Origin of the sequence: Streptosporangium sandarakinum (assembly GCF_050942225.1) — a bacterium.
Lineage (GTDB): Bacteria > Actinomycetota > Actinomycetes > Streptosporangiales > Streptosporangiaceae > Streptosporangium > Streptosporangium nondiastaticum.
Genome location: NZ_CP192034.1, coordinates 7,139,421 through 7,162,456, shown reverse-complemented (window position 1 = coordinate 7,162,456; position 23,036 = coordinate 7,139,421). Strand labels below are relative to the sequence as shown.

Sequence of the window (23,036 nt, the reverse complement as noted above, 5' to 3'; positions counted from 1 at the left end):
CATCGCCCAGCGTACGACTTCGGGTCCCGCCCGCCGTGAAAGGCGGGGCATCGGAACCCCCATGGCGGGTAACTGCCCTGTTGGTGAGTGTTTACATCCACCTTGTTCACATTCCGAACGTACGTGCGAAGATCGGCGGGGCGGTCCCGAGACAGGGAGAGACCATGCGGAGCATCTGGAAAGGCGCGATCGCGTTCGGGCTGGTCACGATCCCGGTCGGGGTGCACACCGCGACCGAGCAACGCAACGTCACCTTCCACCTCGTGCACAAGGAGGACGCGGGCCGGGTCAGGTTCCGGAGGATCTGCGAGGTCTGCGAGGAGGAGGTGCCCTACGCCGACGTCGCCAAGGGCTACGAGCTGCCGACCGGCGAGATGGTCGTCCTGGAGAGCGAGGACTTCGAGGACCTGCCGCTCTCGACCTCGCGGCGGATCGAGGTGCTCCAGTTCTCCCCGGCCGCCCAGATCGACCCCATCCTGCTGAACAAGTCCTACTACCTGGAGCCCGACTCCGAGGGCGTGCGTCCCTACGTGCTGCTGCGCGACGCGCTCGAACGCTCCGGGCGGGTGGCGATCGTCAAGGTCGCGCTGCGGCAGCGCGAGTCGCTGGCGGTGCTCCGGGTCAGGGAGGGGGTGTTCGTGCTGGAGACGATGCTCTGGCCCGACGAGGTGCGTCAGGCCGACTTCGGGTTCCTGGAGGAGGAGGCCGAGGTCCGGCCCCAGGAGCTGAGGATGGCCGAGTCGCTGATCGACAGCATGGTCGCCGACTTCGACCCCGCGCTGTACAAGGACGCCTACCGGGAGGCGCTCCAGGAGGTCATCGAGGCCAAGGTCGCGGGACGCGAGGTCGTCGTGCCGGCCACGGTGCCCGAACCCGGTCCCGCACCCGACCTGATGGCCGCGCTCCGCGCCAGCGTCGAGGCGGCCAAGCGCCGGCAGCCGTCCGGCGGGGCGCCGGCCGCCGCGCGCGGGTCCGCCCGCGCCGCCGGAGAGGGCGGGGCCCGGGGACGGACCGGGGAACAGGGAGAGCAGGGAGAGAAGACCGGGGAGCAGGGGGCGGAGAAGGCGCCGCGCAAGGGGAAGGCGCGCCGCCCCGCCTGACGCGTCGTGACGCCGCCGTCCGGGGCGGGGCCGTCCCCGGTACGGCGGAGGCCACCGTACGGCGGCGGTCGTTCCGTTCCCGGAAACGCGGGGACGGGGGCCCCGCCGGCTCGACGCCGGTGAGGCCCCCGTCGTGATGCGCGCGGAGTGAGATCCGCCCGCGATCGGTGGAGCGTCAGCTGGTCGGCGCGGCGGCCGCGTCGCCGCCGCCGCCACCCTCGCCCCGGCGGCGCTCCGGCTCGCCGATCACCGGGTTGAAGCGCTCGAACTCGAAGTCACGGCGGGTCTGGGCCTGGCGCTCGCGCTGGGCCTGGGCGTTGTCGCCGCGCACGTCGTTGCGGTTGTTGTTGGCGGTGATGACCCTCAGCCTGAAGCGCCGGTGGCTGAAGTTGCGGCGGCCGCAGCCGCCGCCGCAGCCGCCGCAGCCGCAGCCGGTCTGGAAGCCGGTGATGGTGGTCGGAGCCACGGTGGCGCCGGCGGCCGTGGTGGCCGCGCCCAGGCTGATGATGCCGCCGGTCAGCGCGGTGCTGACCGCGAGACCCGCGAGAACAGTCTTGAACATTTGTATTTCCCCTTTGTGTGAGCGGTTCCCCGCTCGTTTCTCTGCGCTTCTCGAAAAATCACGTGCCGTCCGCCGGATGGCGCGCCGTTGCGGGCGGCGGCCGTGGAATGGGATTTCCGGCGGCGCCGGCCGCCCGGCCCCATTCGGGCAATGCCGTACGGGAATTCCCCGTGCCGGCCGGCGGGTGCCGTGCGGGGTCGTATTCGTCTCCCCGGGCACCCGGGCCCGCCGGGCGGTCACCGTCTTTCGCGGAGAACGGCGCCCCGTGCGGGCCCGGGCCTCACCCCCCGGGCGGGTTGGAACTCGTCACGGTCACGAGCCGGATCGCGCGCGGTCACCTGCTAGGGCCGCGTGCCGCGTCCCGGCCGGGCGACCGGTCAGTCGCGGTCGCCCTCCACGAACGGGTCGAACCGGTTGAACTCGAAGTCCCGGTCCTCCTGGAACTGGCGCTGACGCTGAGCCTGCAGGTTGTCGCCCCGGACGTTGTTGTGGTTGTTGTTGACGGTGATGACCCTCAGCCGGAAGCGGTGGTGGCTGCAACGGCGACCACAGCCGCCGCCACAACCGCAGCGGCGCCAGCCGCAGCCGCCGCCGCCACAGGTCTGGAAGCCGGCGACGGTGGTCTGGGCCACGGCGGCGTTGGCCGCGGTCGCGGTGGTGGCCGCGCCCAGGCTGACGATGCCGCCGGCCAGCGCCGTGCTGACCGCGAGCCCGGCGAAGACGCTCTTGAACTTGGGCATTGCGTTTCCCCCTTGAAAGGATCGGTTGCCCCGCTCTGACATTTCCGCGATTCCTCGGAAAATGTCCGAGATGGCCCTTAAGGGCCGATCTCTCGCAGACTTGATTTCCGTCCGCCTTGGGCAACAAACAGAGATTGGCCGCTTTTACTTCTGCCTTATCTATTTATCGACGCGGTTAGACTCTTATTAATTGTTTTGCTGTGAAATGTCTTTAATGTCGCTTTTGTGCCGAGGTGGGAGGTGACCGGCTATCGTCGAGCCAGAGGCCGTCACGGGTGCGACACGAGAGGACGAGGGGTCATGGAGCCGATTCCGGTCTGGCCGGGCGAGATGGTCGACATCGGAGGGCAGCGCCTCCACGTGCGGGCCACCCCGCCGGGACCGGCGGAGACCGCCGTCTACGTGCACGGGCTGGCCGGTTCCGCGACGAACTGGACCGACCTGATGGGCCACCTGTCGGACCTGGTCACCGGGCACGCCGTCGATCTCCCGGGAGCCGGGCACTCCCCGGAGCCGCCCGGTGGCGACTACTCGGTCGACGCCCACGCCCGCTCGGTGGCCGCGCTGGTCGAGCGGATCTCGGCCGGGCCAGTCCACCTGTTCGGCAACTCCCTGGGCGGCGCGGTCTCGGTGCGGATCGCCGCGACCCGCCCGGACCTGGTCCGCTCCCTCACGCTCGTCTCCCCGGCGCTGCCCGACCTGACCCCCCGGTACGGCCCGGCGCGGGTGGCCCTGTCGACGGTGCCGAGGCTGGGCGACTGGGCCGCGAACCGGCTCAGCATGCTGCCGCCGGAGCGCAGGATCAACGCCACGATGGCCATGTGCTACGCCGACCTCGGCCGCGTCCACCCCGACCGGCTGCGCGAGGCCGCCGAGGAGCTGCGCCGCCGGGACGGCCTGCCGTACGCCGGGGCGTCGATGATCGGCTCGGCGCGCGGGCTCGTCGCCGAGTACTTCCGGCGCGGCGAGGACAACCTGTGGCGGCAGGCGGCCAGGGTGACCGCGCCCACGCTGGTCGTCCACGGCCGCTACGACCGGCTGGTCAACCCCCGGATGGCGGCCCGTGCCTGGCGGACGTTCCCGCGCGTCCGGCTGGTGCTGCTGCCCGACGCCGGGCACGTGGCCCAGATGGAGGTCCCGGAGCGGGTGGCCAGGGAGGCCAGGCAGCTCATCACCGAGAGCACCGGGAACGCCCGGAGCGCCGGAAGCGCCGGGAGTGCCCGGTCGCGGATCGGGGAATGACCGGGGCGTCCCCCGGGTTGTCAGTGGTGCGCGCCGTGCTCGCCCTGTGCCCGGCCGCCTCTTGAAGACCCCTGAAACGGGAGCAGAACTGTGTCGTTGCCACCGCTGGTAGAGCCGGCAGCCGAGCTGTCCGTCGACGAGGTGCGTCGTTACTCGCGCCATCTGATCATCCCCGACGTCGGGATGGCCGGTCAGAAGCGCCTGAAGAACGCCAAGGTGCTCTGTGTGGGCGCCGGCGGCCTCGGCTCACCCGCGCTGCTGTACCTCGCGGCCGCGGGTGTGGGCACGCTGGGCGTGATCGACTTCGACGTCGTCGACGAGTCCAACCTGCAGCGCCAGGTCATCCACGGCCAGTCCGACGTCGGCCGCCTCAAGGCCGAGAGCGCCGCCGCCAGCGTCCGGGAGATCAACCCGCTGATCGACGTGGTCGTGCACAACGTCGCGCTGAGCACCGACAACGTCATGGAGATCTTCTCCGGGTACGACCTGATCGTCGACGGCACCGACAACTTCGCCACCCGCTACATGGTGAACGACGCCGCGGTCCTGCTCGGCAAGCCGTACGTCTGGGGCTCGATCTACCGCTTCGACGGCCAGGCCAGCGTGTTCTGGGCCGAGCACGGCCCCTGCTACCGCTGCCTCTACCCCGAGCCCCCGCCCCCCGGCATGGTGCCCTCCTGCGCCGAGGGCGGCGTGCTCGGTGTGCTGTGCGCCTCGGTCGGCTCCATCCAGGTCAACGAGGCCATCAAGCTCATCGCCGGCATCGGCGAGCCGCTGGTCGGCCGCCTGATGATCTATGACGCCCTGGAGATGAACTACCGCTCGGTCAAGGTCCGCAAGGACCCCGAGTGCGTGCTCTGCGGCAAGAACCCGACGGTCACCGAGCTGCTCGACGACTACGAGGCGTTCTGCGGCGCGGTCTCGGCCGAGGCCCAGGAGGCCGCCTCCGGCTCCACGATCAGCGCGGCCGACCTCAAGGCCATGCAGGACGCCGGCGAGGACGTCTTCGTCGTCGACGTCCGCGAGCCGAACGAGTACGAGATCGTCTCCATCCCCGGCGCCGTGCTCATCCCCAAGGGCGAGTTCCTCAACGGCTCCGCGCTGGAGCGGCTCCCGCAGGACAAGAAGATCGTCCTGCACTGCAAGTCCGGCGCCCGGTCCGCCGAGTGCCTGGCGATCGTCAAGAACGCCGGCTTCTCCGACGCCGTCCACGTGGGCGGCGGTGTGCTGAGCTGGATCAAGACGATCGACCCGAGCCTGCCGACCTACTGATCGAGCGAGGGGCGGCGTCGCCCGGCGGCCCGGTGGCCGCGGGCGACCCCGGCCCACCGGCCGCCGAACGGGCGGCCACCCCCGTACAGCCCGCCCGGCCGCGCACCCCGCGCGGCCGGGCGGCCGTCGTTCCGCGGCGGTCCCGGCCGGCGCCCGCGGAGTCTCACACCGGTTTTCACCGTGGCTCGCGCCGACCTCCGCGGCGGTTCACACTTTTTTGTAGCGGTTCGCACTCTTCTGGCCGCACTAAGGTCAAGGCGTGGGCGGGATTCATGATCGGCGAGGGCGGGCCTGGCCGACGCTGGTCATCGCCTCGCTGCTCACGCTGACCTGCGTGATCGTGGCCGGAGCGGCGGTGCGTACCGCGGCGGCCGAGCTCACCCGCGGGCCGACCCCCGCCGAGCTGGAGCGGGCCTCCCTCGGCGAGCTGGCCCGGCGCTGGCAGACCTGGCCCGCCGGGCGGATCTTCCCCGAGTCCGTCGGCTACGCCGCCGAGCAGGGCGGGCGGGAGAACGCCCTGCGCGTGGGCATCTCACCGGAGACCCGGTGCGACCGGGCGGTGGACGCCGGGCTCCACGGGGCGCTGCGCCGGGCGGGGTGCCGGGGGATCCTGCGCGCCACCTACATCGACGGGCTTCAGGGGATCGTCGTCACCGTCGGCGTCGCGGCCTTCGGGACGGAGCGGGGCGCCGCCACGGCGGAGGCGGCGCTGCCCAGGGGCGGCCGTCCGGCGCCGGGCCTGCGGGCGCTGGCCTACCCCGGCACCGTCACCGACCGGTTCGGCCAGGACGAGCGACAGGGCGGCCTGGTGCGGCGGGCCGGGCCGTACCTGGTGCTGGCCACGTTCGGGCAGGTGGACGGCCGGCCCGCCCGCGCGGCCGGGACCCAGCGGCCGACCGTGTTCGCCTTCGCCGGCGACATCGCCGACCGGATCCTCGCCGACCTCGCCACGCCCGCGCGGCCCGACTGCGCCTCGGCGGAGTGGAGGTGCTGAGGCGCGGGGCGCCGGGGGCGCGGTGGCGCCGGGACGGGCTGTCCCGGCGGCCCCGGCGGTTCCGGTGGCGCCGAGACGGACGAGCACGGCGGCGCTGGGACGGGCGGCCCCGGCGGTCGCGGCGTTCCTCCTGGCCGTGGCCGGTACGGCGGGCCCCGTCACCGCCGCCCGCGCCGACGACGTGCGGACCGCCCAGGAGCCGGTGCTGCGGACGCTGGACCTGCCGAACGCCTGGCGGATCTCCAAGGGTGAGAACGTGACGGTCGCGGTGCTCGACTCGGGGGTGGACGCGACCCACCGCGACCTCGCCGGCTCGGTGGTGGAGGGCAGGGACTTCGCCCGGGGCGCCAACCCGCCGGGCGTCGTCCCCGCGCGGCTGCACGGCACCTACATGGCCTCGCTCATCGCCGGGCACGGGCACGGCCCGGGCGGCGCCGACGGGGTCGTCGGCGTCGCGCCGAAGGCCGAGGTGCTGTCGGTGCGGGTGATCCTGGAGGACGAGGAGCCGGGCTTCCGGCGGTTCAACACCGCCACGCGGTTCGAGAACGTGGTCGCCAGGGGCGTCCGGTACGCCGTGGACCACGGCGCCGACGTGATCAACATGTCGATCTCCAAGGAACTGGCGACGAAGGAGGAGCGGGCGGCGATCCGTTACGCGATCTCCAAGGGGGTCGTGCTGGTCGCCGCCGCGGGCAACGACGGGGCCCGGAAGTCCGCCGGTACGGGCTACGCCCCCTACTCCTATCCGGCCGCCTTCCCCGGGGTCGTCTCGGTCGCCGCGGCGGACCGGAAGCTGCGCCGGGCGTCCTTCTCCAACCGCAACCCCTCGGTGCTGCTGGCCGCGCCCGGGGTGGACGTCCTCGGCGCGGGACCCGGCGACGAATACTGGGTGGGCAGGGGCACCTCGCAGGCGGCGGCGCTGGTGTCGGGGGTAGCCGCCCTCATAAAAGCGAAATATCCGCGTATGTCGCCCGCGCTGGTGGCGCAGGCGCTCACCGCCGGAGCCACCCGGCGGCCGAGCGGCGGCTACGACACCGGCCTGGGGTTCGGGGTGGTCAACGCCTCCCGGGCGCTGGCCGAGGCCGCCAGGATCCACCGCCACACCCTGACCGCCCGGGCGGGCGCGCTCCAGGACCCCGCGAGCCCGGTCGGCCGGGCGGCCGGACCGGTGCAGGTCGTACGGCGGGATCGGGACATGATCAACCTGTACGGGGGGATCGCCGGGGCCGCGGGACTGGGGGCCGTCGCGTCCCTGGCGGTGCTCGCCGTCTCCGCCCGCGCCGCACGCCGCCGCCGGGCGGCCGGGCCGATCCCGGACGGCCCGGTCACCCGTACCGCGCCGGAGAACGGCGGCGCGGTCATCCGTACCGCGCCGGAGAACGGCGGCGCGGTCATCCGTACCGCGTCGGAGAGCGGCGGCACGTGGCCGATTCCGGACAGCGGGGACACGCGGTCCGCCCCGGGCGGCGGGGAGGCATAGGGCGGCGGAGCCCGGCGACGTAGCATCGAAGTATGTCGATGCCCGGGCGTTCGCAGGAGCCGCGACGGCGCCTGAAGGCCCCGGCGTCCGGTGCCCGCGGCGGGTGGCCGCCGCCCGGTTCCCGGGCGTCCGGCGCCGCGCGGGCGCGGCGGGTCCCCGCCCCCGCCGTCCCCCGGCGGGTCCGCCCCTGGCCGGCCGCGTCCCGCGACCGCGCCGCCGCCGAGCGCGCCGTACGGGCGACCCTGGAGCAGGGGGTGCGGTTCCGCGCGGTCTTCCTGCTCCTGGCGGGCGTGATCCTGGTCATCGCCATGACCAACGTGCTGGTCGGCGCGGCCGGACTGGTCCACGAGAGCGGGTCTCGCCGCCTCACCCCCGCCGAGCAGGACCGCTACGTCAAGGACGAGATCGCCGGGCGCTGGCGCACCTGGCCCGCGACCCTGGTCTTCCCCACCGAGCTGCAGTACGTCGGCCTGGGCGGGGCGCAGCAGTACGCCCGCCGGATCGGCATGGCGCCCGAGGTCCCCTGCCGGGTCGGCACCGACACCCCGGTCGGCACGACCCTCGCCGAGCAGGGCTGCCGCACGCTGCTGCGGGCCACCTACGCCGACCAGACCTCGTCCTTCGTCGTCACCGTCGGCATCGCCGTCCTCGGCGACGAGGAGCGGCGGATGGCGGCCACCTCCCGGCTGGCCGTCGACGATCGGGTGGGGGTGCGGCCCGTGGCGTTCCCCGGTACGGCGAGCGCCCTGTTCGGCGCGGCCCAGCGTCAGCGCAACGCCTGGATCGGGGTCGGCCCCTACATCGTGTTCTTCACCGCGGGGTACGCCGACGGGCGCACCCGCGAGGCGGTCGCGCCGGAGGAGATCCTGCACAGCGAGCTGTGGCCGGTGGCGCAGTCGGTCGCCGGGCGCATCGCCCGGGCGCTGGGCGACGAGCCCAGCGCCGTGCCCCGGTGCACCCAGGGGAACGTGTGCTGAGGCGGGGCCTGCCGCGGGCGGCGGGCGCCCTGGCCGCGCTCTTCCTGCTGGTCCCCGCGCCGCCGGCCGCCGCGGACGTGCGCCAGGACCAGCGCTGGGTGCTGCAGGCGCTCGACGTCGAGCAGGCGTGGAAGGTCACCCGGGGCGTGGGGGTCACCGTCGCCGTGGTGGACAGCGCGGTGGACGCCGGGGTCGCCGAGCTGCGCGGCAGGGTCGTCTCCGGGCCCGACATGGGATTCGCCGAGAGCGCGCTCCCGGGCGGTTCCGCGCCGGGCATGCACGGCACCGCGATGGCCTCGCTCATCGCCGGGGCGGGCAAGGGCGACGGCGGCCTGCTCGGCGTCGCGCCGGAGGCCGGGATCCTCTCCCTGCCGCTGGTGCCGCGCGAGGACGAGGACGGCGAAGGCGGGATCGGCGCCGCGCCGCCCAGGGTGGAGCGGCGGCAGGGCGCCGACAGCCCGCTGGCCCGCGCGATCCGCTACGCCGCCGACCACGGGGCCAAGGTCGTCAGCATGTCGCTGGGCGCCTACGGGCCGCACCGGGCCGAGCGCGAGGCGGTCTCCTACGCGCTGTCGCGGGGCGTGGTGCTGGTCGCGGCGGCCGGGAACGACGGCGGCTCGGCCTACACCGCGAGCCACGGCACCTCCTTCTGGAGCTTCCCGGCCGGATACTCCGGGGTCATCGGGGTGGGCGCGGTAGACGCCCGCGGCGAGCCGGCGCCGTTCAGCAGCGACAACCTGTCGGTCATGGTCGCCGCGCCGGGGGTGGGCGTGCCGGTGACGCTCCCGGGCGGCGGGTACGGCATGTCGGAGGGGACCAGTGCGGCGACCGCGCTGGTGGCCGGGGTCGCCGCGCTGATAAAAGCGAAATATCCGGATCTGCCGCCCTATCTCGTGTCGCGGGCCCTGACCTCCACCGCCACCTCCCCGCCCGCCGCCGGATACGACGACCACATCGGGTTCGGCGTGGTCGACGCCGCGGCGGCGCTGGCCAAGGCCGGGGAGCTGGCGGGCGCCCGGTCCGGGCCCGGGGAGCCCCCGGGCGGGCACTTCGGGGCAGGCGCGTCGGCCCCGCCGCCGGAACGGCCCGGCCCGGACCCGCTGCGCCTGTGGCTGTACGGCACCGGCCTGCTGACCGGGGTGCTGGCCTTCACCGGGGCCGCGGTGGCGCTCAACCGGCGTCCCGCGCCGTCCGGCCCGCGCGGCGGTGGGGAACCGGGCGGCCTCCGGTGGCGGCGCAGGCCGCTGTGGCCGGGACCGCGGCGCGGGCCGGAGGGATGAGTCCGCGGGGACGGTTCGAACTCGATTCGAACGCGGTTTGGACACCGTTCGGACACTCTTCGGGTGTGGCGCGGTCCGATCTTCGGATCTCCGGCACGAAGGCGATCAAAGGTTCGCTAGGGTCGCCCCTCATGGGGTACGAGTTGCGCGTGGAGCGCCCGGCGCCTCTCGCCTTCGCGGAACTCGCGACTGTGCTGGGGCAGGCGGGGTTCGAGTTCCGCGGTTCACAGGAGACAGGCGAGGTCATGGCCCGCCACGCCGACGGTCTGCACGCCGTCGCGGTCTGGAACGGCGGCCTGTCCGGCGCGCCCGGGTCCGACTGGCACGTGGCCCAGCTCGCCCGGGTATCGACGCTGCTGAACGCCAGCCTGGTCGGCGAGGACGGCGAGACCTACGCGATCCGCGAGGGTCGTCTGGAACAGCTGAACGGCTCGGCGTCGTACGAGTTCGGCAAGGTCGACGAGATCCTGGCCGCCGGACCGGCCGCATGGAGCCGGTAGGCCACCCGACACCGTACGCCGAGCGGGTGCTCGACCTGGTCGAGCGCATCCCGCCGGGGATGGTCATGTCCTACGGCGACATCGCCGAGTACCTCGGCGAGGGCGGTCCCCGGCAGGTCGGCCGGGTGATGTCCCTGTGGGGCGGCGGCGTGCCCTGGTGGCGCGTCGTGCACGCCGACGGCACCCCGCCGCCGGGCCACGAGCGGCGGTGCCTGGAGCACTGGCACCGGGAGGACACCCCGCTGCGGGGTTCCCGCGCCGACATCCGCGCGGCCAGATGGGACGGCACACCCAGAAACCGGGCGTAATCGACGTCCGCGGGCCCACTACGATGGCGTAGGACAGCGATCTGTCCGAAAGGCGGTGCCTCCCCCCCATGGCCACCGGCGTCACACCCGTGCGGGCAGGCGGCGATTCCGTCGCCGACCGCCTGAAAGTCGTCCAGGACCTCTGCGACCGCGGGGAGCCCCTGGAATCGATGATGGCGGCGGTGCTCGCCGAAGGGCTCACGCCCGCCCAGCGCCGCCGGTTCGACGCCGAGGTCCTGGCGGGCCCGCTCGGCACCCGGCTGGACCTCGCGGTCAAGCGCGGCGCCGCCCGCAGGCGCGAGTTCGTCACCCTCGTCAAGCCGTACCTCGCCGGGGTGGACGCCAAGGTCAAGCGCGACCTGCCGGTGGCGCGCAGGATCGCCTTCCACCTGGTCGACACCCGCGAGGCGGACGACCTCGTCGAGGGCGACGCGCTGCAGAAGATCGTCACGGCCGCCGCCGAGCCGTCCCGCCGGGTCCGCAGGAAGATGCGCTGGTACGCCGACCTGCCGTTCCAGGACGAGCTCCCGGAGAGCATGTTCCGGCTGCGCGCCGCCGACCTCGTCCCGATCACCCGGATCGAGGACATCTCCTGGTCCGACGGGCGGCTGCGGATCACCGGCCACGCCTACCTCGCGGGCCTGTCGGTCCGCGGCCCCCGCCTCAACCGCGCCACCGTCGTGCTGCGCGGCCCCCGCTGGCTGCCGCCCGTACGGCTGCGCACCCGCCGCGTCCTCGACCCCTCGGCGACCCACGGCGCCGCCGAGGCGGGCTGCAACTACGACTGGTCCGGCTTCGTCGCCGAGCTGCGTCCCTGGTCGCTGCGCTGGCGCACCGGGGCGCGGGCGGTGCTGCGCGGCGGCAGGCGGCTGCTGCGCCGCCGCTCCGCCGTGCGCGACACCACGACGTGGCGCGCGGAGATCGTGATCTGGAGCCGCGGCGCCCGCGCCGTCGGCCTGTTGCGCGGTCCCTCCACCGGCCGCACCGAGCGGCCCGCGGGCCTGGACATCGGCCATCGCCGGTGGATCCGCCCGGTCTGGACCTCCGACCGCGCCCTGCAGATCGCGCTGCAGCCCACCCGGGCCGAGCTGACCGGGGTGACGCTGGACGGCGACCGGCTGGAGCTGCGGGTCTTCCTGCCCGGCAAGCAGCACGCCAGGGGCAACGCGCGGCTGGACGGCCACCGCATCGCCGCCGACTTCACCCCCGTCGAGGGCGGCACCGACGTCGTCGTGCCGCTCGCCGTACCTTCCCTGCTGCAGGAGCGCGACGGCGGCAGGCTCTGGGTCGAGCCCAAGGGCGAGCCCGCGGCCCCCGTCATGCTGGGCGGCGCCGCGGAGAGCCGCTCGGTGATCGGCGAGCGGGAGATCACCGTGCTGGGCGACCGGCGCGACCGCGTGTCGGTCTCCGCCCAGCGCGTCCGCCCCGTCATCTCCGAGGCGGCCTGGGCCGCGGACGGCACGCTCACCCTCGCCGGCTCCTATCCCGCCGCCCCCGGCGAGGTCGAGTTGAGCCTCAAGCACCGCACCGGCCTCATCCACACCGTGCCGCTGGAGCGCGACGGCGAACGCTTCACGGCGCGGTTCGCGCCCGCCGCGATGCCGCGCTTCGCCGGGACCGTCCCGCTGGCGAGCGGCACCTGGAGCATGGCGGTCCGCGACCCCGGCGGGAAGATCGTGCCGGTCCGCGTCGACCACGCCCTCCTCGACTCGCTGGACGAGGAGACGAAGGTCCGCGACGGGCGGGAGTACCGCCTGGTCTCCACCCGGTTCGACGTGCCCGTGCTGACCGTCGCCGAGCACGTGCCCGACGACGAGAAGGGCGCCGGCGGCCTGTACGCGCTGCAGCGCACGTTCTACCCCGCCCAGCGGGCCATGGAGACGACCGACGCGACCGTCTACGTCTCCTACGACGGCCGCCAGTACGAGGGCAACGTCCGCGCGGTCTACGAGGAGCGCGTACGGCGCGGCGACGACCGCGAGCACATCTGGGTGGTCAAGGACGGCGCGTTCGTCCCGCCGGGGTCGGCCGAGCTGGGCTTCGGCCCGGACATCCGCCCGACGGTGGTCCGCTCCGGCAGCCGCGAGCACTACGCGGCGCTCGCCCGCTCGCGGTACATCGTGGCCAACGGCTTCCTGCCGCCGTGGTTCCGGGCCCGCGAGGACCAGACGGTCGTGCAGACCTGGCACGGCAGCCCGCTCAAGCGCCTGGGCAACGACCTGCCGCACATGTCGCGCGACCCGAAGCCGCCGGCCTGGCACCGCCAGGCGGCCGAGGTGCGCGGCTGGGACCTGCTGGTCTCCCAGAGCCCGTGGGCCACCCCGATCCTGCGCAAGGCGTTCGGCTACCGCGGGGAGGTCCTGGAGAGCGGTTACCCGCGCAACGACGTGCTGTCGTCCCCCGACCGGGACGAGATCGCCGCGCGGGTGCGGCGCGAGCTGGGCGTCGCCGAGGGCTCCACCGTGGTGCTCTACGCGCCGACCTTCCGCGACTACGACCGCAGGAACGCCTCGGTGAAGCTGAACCTCGCCGAGGCGCGGCGGGTCCTCGGGGCGGGCCACACGTTCCTGGTCAGGGGACACCCGATGCAGGCGGCCCCGAACGTGCCGCGTGATCTCGCGCTGGACGTCACGACGTATCCGGAAGTGACGGATCTGTTGTTGATCGCCGACGTGCTGATCACCGACTACTCGGCCATCATGTTCGACTTCGCCGCGACCGGCCGGCCCATGCTCTTCTTCACCTACGACGCGCAGCGCTACTCGGCCAAGCGGGGCCTGTACCTCGACCTCGCGGCCGAGGTCCCCGGGCCGATGTTGACGACCGCCGCCGAGGTGATCGAGGCGCTGCGGACGATCGACGAGGTGGCCGCCGCGCACGCCGACCGCTACGAGCGGTTCCGCCGCACCTACGCGCCCCGCGACGACGGCAAGGCGACCGGCCGGCTGGTGGACCACGTCTTCGGCGGCTCCTGACGCGTACGGGGGCCGGGCCGCGGTGAGAACTCCGGACATCCTGTGAGATTTCCGACGGTCCCGGATTCTCCAGGGGCGCGTTCCCGCCGAGGTCCGGCCGGTTCCCCCGGGCGGTCCGCCCGCACCGGCCGCGTCTTTCACCGTGCGACTCGCACGGACTCGGCACGATCATCGTCCGGGATCTGGTGGAATGACGAGTTGTGAGTGGTCAGGGTTGGCGTCTGGTACGTCGTGAGGGCGCGGGGAGGGCTGTTGCCCCCGTGCTCGACGAGCACCAGCGTGCGGTGGTGGCCCATGAGAGCGGCCCGCTGCTCGTGCTCGCCGGGCCCGGCACCGGCAAGACCACCACGATCGTGGAGAGCGTGGTCGACCGGATCGAGCGGCGGGGCGCCGACCCCGAACGGGTGCTGGTCCTCACCTACAGCCGCAGGGCCGCCGAGGAGCTGCGCGAGCGCATCACCGCCCGGGTCCGCCGCACCACCCGCACCCCGCTGGCGATGACCTTCCACTCCTACGCCTACGCCCTGCTGCGCCGCGAGGCCGTACTCGCCGGACGGGTGCCGCCGCGCGTGCTGACCGCCCCCGAGCAGCTGCTGGAGATCCGCCGCCTGCTCCACGGCGAGCTGGAGGACGGCGCCCTCCACTGGCCCGAGGACATGCGCGAGGCCCTCGCCACCCGCGGCTTCGCCCAGGAGCTGCGCGACTTCCTGGCCCGCGCCACCGAGATCGGCCTCGGCGGACGCGACCTCGTCGAGCTGGGCCGCCTGCACGGCCGCCCCTCCTGGGTGGCCGCCGGGCGGTTCGCCGACCGCTACCACGCCCGGTTCGACCTCGACGCCGAGCCGGTGCTCGACTACGCCGACCTGGTCCGCGCCGCCGCCGCCCTGCTCACCGAGCCCGAGGCGCGGCTGCGTGAGCGGTCCGCCTACGACGTCGTCTTCGTCGACGAGTACCAGGACGTCGACCCGGCCCAGGAGCTGCTGCTCCAGCAGCTCGCCGGGGAGGGCCGCGACCTCGTCGCGGTCGGCGACCCCGACCAGTCGATCTATAGCTTCCGCGGCGCCGACGTGCGCGGGATCATGGACTTCCCCGACCGGTTCCGCCGCGCCGACGGCGCCAGGGCGCCCGTCCTGGCGCTGCGCGTCTGCCGCCGCAGCGGCCCGGAGCTGCTCCGGGCCACCCGCCGCGTCACCGCCCGCCTGCCCGCCCCGCTCGGCGGCGCGGCCCACCACCGTGACCTGCGCGCCCTGCCGGACGCCGTCCCCGGCGACGTCCGGGTCGTGGTGACCGACGGCGCGACCCAGGAGGCCGCCGTCGTCGCCGACACGCTGCGCCGGGCGCACCTGCTGGACGGCGTCCCCTGGTCGCGGATGGCGGTGCTGGTCCGCTCGGTCACCCGCCAGGTCCCGCTGCTGCGCCGCGCGCTGGTGAGCGCCGGGGTGCCGGCGGTGGTCGGCGGCGGTGAGGTGCCGCTGTTCCAGGAGCCCGGCGTGCGGCCGCTGATCCGGCTGATCCAGGTCGCGCTCCACCCGGAGGACCTCGACGAGGGCATGGCCGAGGAGTTGCTGACCGGCGCGCTCGGCGGCACCGACATGATCGGCGTGCGCCGCCTGCGCCGGGCGCTGCGGATCGCCGAGCACGAGGCGCTGCTCCACCCCGACGAACGCGACGTTCCCGGCGGCGACCTGCCCGGCGACGACGCTCCCGGTGGTGACCCGCTTGGCGATGACGACGTTCCCGGCGGTGACCCGCTCCGCGATGACGACGTGCCCGGCGGCGACCCGCTCGGTGACGACGCTCCCGGCGATGACGACGCGCGCGGCGGCGTGCTCCGGGACGACCCGGCGTCCGATGGCGGCGTGCCCGATGACGGCGTGCCCGGCGGCGGCGCGGCCGGTCCGCGGGACGACGCCGGCGCGCCGGGGAGGACGACCTCCCGGTCCCGCTGGAGGAGCGCGCGGCGCCGGTGCCCCGTTCGTCCGGCGAACTCCTCGTCGCCGCGCTCAAAGACGCCCGGGAGCTGGTCCGGGTCGAGCCGCACGTGGCGCTGCCCGCCGAGCGGGTCGCCCGGCTCATCGCCGGCGCCACCGAGGCCGTACGGCGCGGCGGCACCGCCGAGGACGTGTTGTGGACCGTCTGGAAGGCCACCGGCCTGGCCGAGAAGTGGACCGAGACGAGCCTCGCGGGCGGGTTCCGGGGCGCCATGGCCGACCGCGACCTCGACGCGGTGGTGGCGCTGTTCGACCACGCGGCCAAGTTCGTCGACCGGCTGCCGCACGCCGGCGTCGAGGTGTTCGTGGAGGACCTCGTCTCCCAGGAGATCCCCGGAGACTCCCTCGCCGAGCGCGCCCCCGACGCCGACTCGGTGCGCATCCTGACCGCGCACCGCTCCAAGGGCCTGGAGTGGGACGTGGTGGTCGTCGCCGGCGTCCAGGAGGGCGTCTGGCCCGACCTGCGGCCGCACGGCCCGATCCTGCGCACCGACGACATGGTCGCCCGGGCCCGCGGCTCCGAGCACGAGAGCCCGTCGGCCGTCGCCGCCGCCCTGACCTCCCAGGTGCTGGCCGAGGAGCGCCGCCTGTTCTACGTCGCGGCGACCCGGGCCGGGAAGCGGCTCGTCGTCACCGCCGTCGGCGGGGAGGACAGCGAGGAGCGCCCCTCCCGGTTCCTCACCGAGCTGGTGCCCGGCTCGGACGAGGAGGCCGGCGTCGACGAGCGCTCCCGCTGGCTGAGCATGTCGGCGCTGGTCGCCGACCTCCGCTCGGCGGTGACCGACACGACCCGGCCGGCCCCGCTGCGCCGGGCCGCCGCCGAGCACCTGGCCCGGCTCGCCGTGGCCGGGGTGCCCGGCGCGCACCCCGACGAGTGGTACGCCCTGACCCCGGTCTCCGACGACCGCCCGCTGAACTGGCCCGACGGCATCGTGCGCATCTCGCCCTCGGCGGTGGAGAACTTCACCAAGTGCGGCCTGCGCTGGCTGCTGGAGACCTCCGTCGGCGCGGGCGGCACCGACGCGGCCCGGGGCCTGGGCACGGTCGTGCACGCCCTGGCCGTGCTGGCCGCGACCGGCATGCCGAGCGAGGAGACGCTCGGCAAGCGCCTGGACGACGTCTGGGGCGAGCTCGACTTCGGCGGCGTCTGGTACAACCGCAAGCAGCGCCGGGTGGCCGAGGAGATGGTCGCCAAGTTCCTGCGCTGGCACCGGGAGAACCCCCGCGAGCTGGTCGGCCTGGAGGAGGCGTTCGTCGCCACGCTCGCCGACGGCGTGCAGATCAAGGGCCGGGTCGACCGCGTCGAGCGCGACGCCGACGGCCGGGCCGTGATCATCGACATCAAGACGGGCAAGAACGGCCCCAAGGACGCCGACCTCGACCGCCATCCCCAGCTCGGGGTGTACCAGCTCGCCGCGCTGCTGGGCGCCTTCCAGCGGCACGGGATGACCGAGCCCGGCGGGGCGGCCCTGGTCCAGGTGGGCGACGCGGCGGGCAAGAAGGACGCCAAGGAGCAGATCCAGCGGCCCCTGTCGGAGGACGCCGACCCCGGCTGGGCCCGCGACATGGTCGAGACCGTCGCGACCGGCATGTCGGGGCCGTTCTTCCAGGCCAAGGTCAACGACGGCTGCCGCACGTGCGCCGTGCGGTCGAGCTGCCCGGTCAGCAAGAACGGAGACCAGGTGTGCTGAGCCGTACCATCCGGCGCGGGGACGTGCCGCGCCGTTCCCCGGCGTCCCGCGTCACCCCGCGCCGCCCTCCGGCGGGCCGTGCCGTACCGTGCGGGGGCGCCGCGTGCTGAGCCCGATCCAGCTCGCCGAGAAGCTGGGCATCCTCCCCCCGACCCCGGAGCAGGCCGAGGTGATCGAGGCCGGTCTGGAGCCGATGGTCGTCGTCGCGGGCGCCGGGTCCGGCAAGAGCGAGACCATGGCGGGGCGGGTCGTCTGGCTGGTGGCCAACGGCCTGGTCCGCCCCGACCAGATCCTCGGGCTGACCTTCACCCGCAAGGCCGCGGGCGAGCTGGCCCACCGGGTCCGCGAGCGCCTCAACGGCCTGGTCGCCGCCGCGCAGGTCCCGGCCGAGCTGCTGGAGGGCGAGCCGACCATCTCGACGTACCACGCCTACGCGGCCCGGCTGGTCACCGACCACGCCCTGCGCGAGGCGCTGGAGCCGACCATGCGCCTGATCAGCCCGGCCGTCTCCTGGCAGCTCGCCCAGCGGGTGGTCAGCGGCTACGACGGGCCGATGGAGCAGATCGAGTGGGGCCCGGCCACCGTCACCCGGGCGGTGCTGGAGCTGGCCGGCGAGCTGGCCGAGCACCTGCGCACCCCGGCGGACGTGCGGGAGGTCGGCGCCTGGCTCGCCGACCGCTACGGCGAGCTGCCCGGCTCGCCCACCCTGGCCCAGCGCCGCCCGCTGGTCACCCAGCGGGCCCGCGAGCAGCTCCTGCCGCTGGTGGAGGCGTACGGCAGGCTCAAGCGGCGGCGCGAGGTCGTCGACCACGGCGACCAGATGGCGCTGGCCGCCCGGATCGCCGCCGGGCATCCCGAGGTCGGCGAGATCGAGCGGGGCCGGTTCGCCGTCGTCCTGCTGGACGAGTACCAGGACACCAGCCACGCCCAGCTCGTCCTGCTGCGCTCGCTGTTCGGCGGCGGTCACCCGGTGACCGCCGTGGGCGACCCCTGCCAGTCGATCTACGGCTGGCGCGGCGCGTCGTCGGGCAACCTCAGCCGCTTCCCCCGTGACTTCCGCACCCCCTCCGGGGAGCCGGCCCCGGTCCGGTTCCTGTCGGTCAGCTTCCGCAACGGCGACGCCGTGCTGGACGTCGCGGCCCGGGTGCAGCTCCCGCTCCGGATGGAGTCGCGGGACGTGCCGGTGCTGGTGCCGGGCGGCAACCGCGTCCAGCGCGGCCGGGTGGTGTGCGCCTTCCACGAGACCGCCGACGACGAGGCCGAGTGGGTCGCCGCCGAGATCTCGCGGCTGCTGGGCAGCGAGAGCGCGCCCGACGGCCTGCCGTGGGGTGACGGCGAGCGCAAGAAGGCCAAGCAGAGCGCCTGGGGCGGCCCGCAGTGCCTGCAACCCCACGACGTGGCGATCCTGGCCCGCAAACGGTCCCAGTTCCCCGCGTTGCGCCGGGCGCTGGAGGCCCGCGGCATCCCGGTCGAGGTGGTCGGCCTGGGCGGGCTGCTCGCCGTACCGGAGGTCGCCGACGTGGTGGCCACGCTGCGGGTGGTCTACGACCCGTCGGCGGGTGACGCCCTGGTGCGCCTGCTGTCGGGCCCGCGCTGGCGCATCGGCCCGGCCGACCTCAAGGAGCTGGGCGACCGGGCGCGCGAGCTGAACCGCGAGCACCGGGAGGAGTCCGAGGCCCCGTCCCCCGGGTCCGACCCGCTGGACCAGGTCGTGGCCGACCTCGCCGAGGAACGCGGCAGCCTGGTCGACGCCCTCGACGAGCTGCCCGACCGCCCCGAGTGGCAGGAGGCGTTCTCGCCGCTGGCCCGGGTGCGGCTGCTGGCCATGTCGCAGGAGCTACGGACCCTGCGCGCCCACACCGGACAGCCGCTGCCCGACCTGATCGCCGAGATCGAGCGCAGGCTCGGCCTGGACATCGAGGTGGCGGCCCGGGGGACGGCCGTCGGCCCGTTCGCCGCCCGCGCCGACCTCGACGCGTTCCTCGACGCCGCCGCCCGGTTCGCCGGGGACTCCGAGGACCCGACGCTGGGGGCGTTCCTGGCGTTCCTGAAGGCGGCCGACGAGGAGGAGAACGGCCTGGACGCCGGCCGGGTGGGCGAGAGCAACAGCGTGAAGCTGATGACCGTCCACGCCTCCAAGGGCCTGGAGTGGCCGGTCGTCGTGGTGCCCGGCATGTCGCAGGCGCTGTCCAAGGCCGGGACGCTCACCGTGGGCACGATCTTCCCGGCCCGCCCGACGACCAGCCCCAGGTGGACGGAGAACCCCCGCAAGCTGCCCTACCAGCTGCGCGGCGACGCCTCCGACCTGCCCCGGCTGACCGGGCTGTCGAAGGAGGAGCTGGCCGGCTTCGACGAGCGCTGCCGCGACCGCGACCTGCTGGAGGAGCGCCGCCTGGCCTACGTCGCGGTCACCCGCGCCCACTACCTGCTGATCGCCTCCGGCTACCGCTGGGGCACCGGGTCCAAGCCGCTCCTGCCGTCCGAGTTCCTGCTGGAGATCCGCGACACCTGCGGCCGGGTGGCGGCCTGGGCGCCCGAGGCGGCCGAGGACGCCGCCAACCCGCTGCTCGCCGAACCCGCCGAGTCGGCCTGGCCGGTCAGCCCCGACGACGCGCGCTACGCGGCCGTCCTCGACGGCGCCACCCTGGTCGAGGCCGCCCTCGCCGCCCTCACCGGCGGCGACGCCCCCGCGGACCCGGCCGGCGCCGGCCGTACGGCGGGCGGACCCGTAGCCGGTACGGCGGGCCCGCACGAGCCGCTCGGCGACATACCTCTCCCGCAGCTCCCGCCGGAGGACGAGGAGGTCCCCTTCCCGGACGACCCCTGGGACGTTCCGGAGGACGCCTGGGATCCCTCAGCGGACGCTCCGGAGCGTCCCGAGGGCTCCGCCGGCGGGCTTCCGGCACCCTCTCCGGACGGGCGGGAGGACGTGGCGGTGACCATCGCCGACCAGGCCGCCCACCTCGCCGGGTTCGGGGACGATCCGGGCAACCGGCACGCCAGGACCCTCGCCGAGCTGCGCGGCTGGGACCGTGAGCGGGCCAGGGCGTGGGCGCGCGACACCGAACTGCTGCTCAGGGAGCGGGAGACCAACCGGCGGCGCGGCACCGGCCGGGTGGAGCTGCCCACCCACCTGACCGTCTCCTCGCTCGTCACGCTGGCCTCCGACCCCAAGGCCCTGGCCCGGCGGATCCGCCGCCCCGTCCCGCGGAAGCCCGCGCCCCTGGCCCGCCGGGGCACCTCCTTCCACAGCTGGCTGGAGTCGCGCTGGGGCCAGCAGCGGCTGATCGACGAGCTCGACCTGCCCGGTGCCTTCGACGACGGCTTCGAGGAGGCCGACGCCCGGCTGGAGGAGCTGCGCGCCCGGTTCGAGGAGAGCGAGTGGGCCTCCCGGGAGCCGATCGAGGTCGAGGTGCCGTTCGAGACGATGATCGCCGACCGGCTGGTCAGGGGCCGGATGGACGCGGTGTTCCAGACCCCGGACGGCCGTTACGAGGTCGTCGACTGGAAGACCGGCCGCCGCCCCGAGGGCCGCAAGGCGGAGTCGGCCGCGTCGGTGCAGCTCGCCGCCTACCGCCTGGCCTGGTCCCACCTGGCCGGTGTTCCCCTGCCGGCGGTGAGCGCCGCGTTCCACTACGTCCGGTCCAACGAGACCGTCCGTCCGGCCGACCTCCTCGACGAGCGCGGCCTGGTCGCGCTCATCGAGTCGGTCCCCGTCATCGGCTGACACGCCGTTCCGGCGGTGACCGCCGCGCCGGGTCCGGGGAGGCTAGTCCGGCGGGAGATCCTTGACGAACACGATCCCGTCGGCCCCGGTCAGGTAGGCCGGGTCCATCGGGATGTAGCCGAACCAGGGGGAGACGCGCGGGGCGGGCGGCGTGTCGCCGAGGGCGGCGGCCAGCCGGCGGGGGTCGAGGAGGAAGCGGTCCTCGGGGAGCGCGTACAGGAGCCCCTCGACGGTGTCCGGGGGCGGTGCGTCCACTCCCCGGTGCCGGATCGTGCCGAGGGCCGTGGCCAGGAAGGCGTACTCTTCGCCCAGGTGGGCGCTCACGATCGCGCCGGAGCTCCACCACTCGAACGGCGTGTCGCCCATCCGCATCGTGCTCTTGCCCCTTTGGAGGTGGACGTTGTGGGCGTGGGCCAGCACCGGGCCCCGCTCGGCGACGGCGAGGAGGTTGGCGGCGATCATCGAACTCCGCAGGCCCAGCAGTCTCGGCATGCGGCCGGGCGACGTGTCGGCCATCCAGTGGTGGTAGCGCAGCAGGCCGACGGCGGCGCGTCCGTACAGGCGGGCCCGGTCCCGCTCCTCCCGCGAGGACGTCGTGACGAGGCGCGGCGTCTCCGCGTCGAGCAGCGCCACCATGTCGTCGGCGAGCAGCCGCAGCTCCCCGGCCTCGGCCGATCGCCCCACGGACTGGGACGGGTCCATCATCGTGGCGGGATTCGCCCACCGCTCGTCGGCGCCGAGCAGGCGGTCGAGCGTCTCCGCGTCGCAGGGGAGCAGGTCCGCGTCCAGCCGGGCCGCGAGGTGGTCGTGCAGCGCGGTGAGGGCCTGGCGGGGGCTCGCGCCGTGGCTGATCTCCAGCGGGCCGTCGAGACCGGCGAAGCGCACCCGCTCGGACGGCGGCCTGCCGTCGTTGTGCTCGCGCATCCAGCGCACGAGATCGCGGTTTCCCGCGAAGGCTCCCCACCCGTGGCTGAAGCCGCGTTCCATGACCTCGTCGAGGGTGCCCGTGCCCGAGGTGACGTAGTCGTCCACGACCAGGCCCATCAGGCAGTCGCTCTCGATCCCGATCGTCCGGTAGCCCTCCCGCTCGACGAGCTGCCGGAAGAGCTCGTTCCGCACGTCGAGGAGGATGTCCTCGCCGTGGGTGGGCTCGCCCAGGGCGACCACCCGCGGCCGGGCGGGGAGCAGGCTCATGACGGTGGCCGCGTCGGCGGCATGGACGGCGTCTTTCATGTCGGTGACCATGCCTTCGACGCTATCTTTGAACGAACAGTTGAGACTTTTCCACGGTGGCGACGACCTTACGAGGCGAAACCTTCAAAACGGCGGATCGGCGCTCGGGCAGGTTGCGGGGCCACGTGGTGGGAGATCCGCCGAGTCCGGTGACGGGCCCGCCGGGGAAGCCGGCTCGGTGAGGGCACGTCGGGAGACCGAACCCGGTGACGGGCGCGTCAGGAGGAGCCGAGTCCGTCGCGCAGCAGGGCGAACGCGCGGTCGGCGGCGGTCACCGCCTCCGGGTGGACCTCCGAGGCCGTCCGCCCGCCGACCAGTTCGGCCCAGTTGCGGCGGGCCAGCACCCGCTGGACGGCCAGCACCTGGCCGGCGACGAGACGCGCGACGAGGTCGTCCATGGCCCCGGAGCCGGAGCCGCCGGAACCATCGGAACCGCCGGAGCCGTCGGGTCCCTCCGCGCCCTCCGGGCCGCCAATGCCCCCGGGACCCGCGGGGGTCTCGGTGAGCGCGCCGGCGAGCGCCTCCTCGTCGGCCGTCATGTGGTGCATCAGCCTGGCCGCCAGGCTGGGGGTGGAGAAGATCATGCGGTGGTAGGCGAGCACCTCAGGGTCGTCGTTCAGGCCGGTGACGGGGTCGCGGCGGGCCAGCCCGTCCAGGAAGTGCCGGTGCAGCGCGGTCAGCGGGTCCGTGCCCGGCCCGCGCCCCCGCACCACGCGCGCGGCCTCTCCCCGGTGGTCGGTGATGCGGTGGAGGACGAGGTCCTCCTTGGTCGGGAAGTACTTGAACAGGGTCGGCTTGGAGACCTCGGCCGCCGCCGCGACCTCGGCGACCGAGACGGCGTCGAACCCCCGCTCCAGGAACAGGGAGATCGCAGCCGCGGAGACGGCCTCGTGGGTCCGCTGCTTCTTGAGGTGCCGCAGTCCTGTCACCCGCTCAGCCTAGCAAGGTGTAACTTGGTCAATAT

Annotated in this window: 15 protein-coding genes and 1 pseudogene; 12 read left to right on the top strand and 4 right to left on the bottom strand. The window is 74.4% G+C overall.

Features of this window, described 5'->3' with window-relative positions:
• Window positions 1–164 precede the first annotated feature (164 nt).
• Window positions 165–1,100 carry a Ku protein gene (locus ACQP10_RS32745; protein ID WP_346019054.1) on the top strand — a complete coding sequence of 312 codons (936 nt, stop codon included), beginning with the start codon at window positions 165–167 and terminating at the stop codon, window positions 1,098–1,100.
• Window positions 1,101–1,275: 175 nt separating this feature from the next.
• Here ACQP10_RS32745 and ACQP10_RS32740 read toward each other — a convergent pair whose 3' ends face one another.
• Together ACQP10_RS32740 and ACQP10_RS32735 are read right to left on the bottom strand one after the other, a co-directional pair.
• Window positions 1,276–1,662 carry a hypothetical protein gene (locus ACQP10_RS32740; RefSeq protein ID WP_179825281.1) on the bottom strand — a complete coding sequence of 129 codons (387 nt, stop codon included), beginning with the start codon at window positions 1,660–1,662 and terminating at the stop codon, window positions 1,276–1,278.
• Window positions 1,663–2,039: 377 nt separating this feature from the next.
• Window positions 2,040–2,402 carry a hypothetical protein gene (locus ACQP10_RS32735; protein ID WP_179825280.1) on the bottom strand — a complete coding sequence of 121 codons (363 nt, stop codon included), beginning with the start codon at window positions 2,400–2,402 and terminating at the stop codon, window positions 2,040–2,042.
• Window positions 2,403–2,702: 300 nt separating this feature from the next.
• Here ACQP10_RS32735 and ACQP10_RS32730 point away from each other — a divergent pair, with 300 nt between their 5' ends.
• The 11 genes and pseudogenes from ACQP10_RS32730 to ACQP10_RS32680 all read left to right on the top strand — a co-directional run bounded on the left by ACQP10_RS32730 (window position 2,703) and on the right by ACQP10_RS32680 (window position 20,839).
• Window positions 2,703–3,644, top strand: coding sequence for an alpha/beta fold hydrolase (locus tag ACQP10_RS32730; RefSeq protein WP_399501705.1), 942 nt, complete (start codon window positions 2,703–2,705; stop codon window positions 3,642–3,644).
• Between the two features lie 90 nt (window positions 3,645–3,734).
• Window positions 3,735–4,916, top strand: coding sequence for an adenylyltransferase/sulfurtransferase MoeZ (moeZ, locus tag ACQP10_RS32725; RefSeq protein ID WP_346019056.1), 1,182 nt, complete (start codon window positions 3,735–3,737; stop codon window positions 4,914–4,916).
• A gap of 259 nt (window positions 4,917–5,175) precedes the next feature.
• The gene (locus ACQP10_RS32720; RefSeq protein ID WP_433540292.1) at window positions 5,176–5,910 is read left to right on the top strand and encodes a hypothetical protein; all 735 of its coding nucleotides are present in this window, start codon (window positions 5,176–5,178) and stop codon (window positions 5,908–5,910) included.
• Window positions 5,911–5,974: 64 nt separating this feature from the next.
• Window positions 5,975–7,390, top strand: coding sequence for a S8 family serine peptidase (locus ACQP10_RS32715; protein WP_433540291.1), 1,416 nt, complete (start codon window positions 5,975–5,977; stop codon window positions 7,388–7,390).
• Between the two features lie 32 nt (window positions 7,391–7,422).
• Window positions 7,423–8,367: a hypothetical protein gene (locus tag ACQP10_RS32710; RefSeq protein ID WP_399501707.1), complete on the top strand. Its 945-nt coding sequence runs from the start codon at window positions 7,423–7,425 to the stop codon at window positions 8,365–8,367.
• Window positions 8,361–9,647: a S8 family peptidase gene (locus ACQP10_RS32705; RefSeq protein ID WP_433540290.1), complete on the top strand. Its 1,287-nt coding sequence runs from the start codon at window positions 8,361–8,363 to the stop codon at window positions 9,645–9,647. Before ACQP10_RS32710 ends, ACQP10_RS32705 begins: the two co-directional genes overlap by 7 nt.
• A gap of 131 nt (window positions 9,648–9,778) precedes the next feature.
• A complete protein-coding gene (locus tag ACQP10_RS32700) occupies window positions 9,779–10,147 on the top strand; it encodes a hypothetical protein (RefSeq protein WP_179825274.1) in 369 nt (122 codons plus the stop codon).
• The gene (locus tag ACQP10_RS32695) at window positions 10,135–10,455 is read left to right on the top strand and encodes an MGMT family protein (RefSeq protein ID WP_179825273.1); all 321 of its coding nucleotides are present in this window, start codon (window positions 10,135–10,137) and stop codon (window positions 10,453–10,455) included. Before ACQP10_RS32700 ends, ACQP10_RS32695 begins: the two co-directional genes overlap by 13 nt.
• Window positions 10,456–10,523: 68 nt before the next feature.
• A complete protein-coding gene (locus ACQP10_RS32690; RefSeq protein ID WP_346019060.1) occupies window positions 10,524–13,430 on the top strand; it encodes a CDP-glycerol glycerophosphotransferase family protein in 2,907 nt (968 codons plus the stop codon).
• Between the two features lie 260 nt (window positions 13,431–13,690).
• Window positions 13,691–17,112: pseudogene (locus ACQP10_RS32685) on the top strand (ATP-dependent helicase).
• A gap of 103 nt (window positions 17,113–17,215) precedes the next feature.
• Window positions 17,216–20,839: an ATP-dependent helicase gene (locus tag ACQP10_RS32680; protein ID WP_433540289.1), complete on the top strand. Its 3,624-nt coding sequence runs from the start codon at window positions 17,216–17,218 to the stop codon at window positions 20,837–20,839.
• A 42-nt stretch (window positions 20,840–20,881) separates the two neighbouring features.
• On the opposite strand, the gene ACQP10_RS32675 is transcribed toward ACQP10_RS32680, so the two are convergent.
• Both ACQP10_RS32675 and ACQP10_RS32670 read right to left on the bottom strand, forming a co-directional pair.
• On the bottom strand, window positions 20,882–22,084 hold the full coding sequence (locus tag ACQP10_RS32675) for an erythromycin esterase family protein (protein ID WP_433540288.1): 1,203 nt from the start codon (window positions 22,082–22,084) through the stop codon (window positions 20,882–20,884).
• Window positions 22,085–22,290: 206 nt separating this feature from the next.
• Window positions 22,291–23,001: a TetR family transcriptional regulator gene (locus ACQP10_RS32670; RefSeq protein WP_346019064.1), complete on the bottom strand. Its 711-nt coding sequence runs from the start codon at window positions 22,999–23,001 to the stop codon at window positions 22,291–22,293.
• Window positions 23,002–23,036 lie beyond the last annotated feature (35 nt).

What these genes read in the sequence shown, in the direction of transcription:
- ACQP10_RS32745 (WP_346019054.1), top strand. Translation starts at nt 165, where the DNA reads ATGCGGAGCATCTGGAAAGGCGCGATCGCGTTCGGGCTGGTCACGATC.
- ACQP10_RS32740 (WP_179825281.1), bottom strand. Translation starts at nt 1,662, where the DNA reads ATGTTCAAGACTGTTCTCGCGGGTCTCGCGGTCAGCACCGCGCTGACC.
- ACQP10_RS32735 (WP_179825280.1), bottom strand. Translation starts at nt 2,402, where the DNA reads ATGCCCAAGTTCAAGAGCGTCTTCGCCGGGCTCGCGGTCAGCACGGCG.
- ACQP10_RS32730 (WP_399501705.1), top strand. Translation starts at nt 2,703, where the DNA reads ATGGAGCCGATTCCGGTCTGGCCGGGCGAGATGGTCGACATCGGAGGG.
- ACQP10_RS32710 (WP_399501707.1), top strand. Translation starts at nt 7,423, where the DNA reads ATGTCGATGCCCGGGCGTTCGCAGGAGCCGCGACGGCGCCTGAAGGCC.
- ACQP10_RS32700 (WP_179825274.1), top strand. Translation starts at nt 9,779, where the DNA reads ATGGGGTACGAGTTGCGCGTGGAGCGCCCGGCGCCTCTCGCCTTCGCG.
- ACQP10_RS32695 (WP_179825273.1), top strand. Translation starts at nt 10,135, where the DNA reads ATGGAGCCGGTAGGCCACCCGACACCGTACGCCGAGCGGGTGCTCGAC.
- ACQP10_RS32690 (WP_346019060.1), top strand. Translation starts at nt 10,524, where the DNA reads ATGGCCACCGGCGTCACACCCGTGCGGGCAGGCGGCGATTCCGTCGCC.
- ACQP10_RS32675 (WP_433540288.1), bottom strand. Translation starts at nt 22,084, where the DNA reads ATGGTCACCGACATGAAAGACGCCGTCCATGCCGCCGACGCGGCCACC.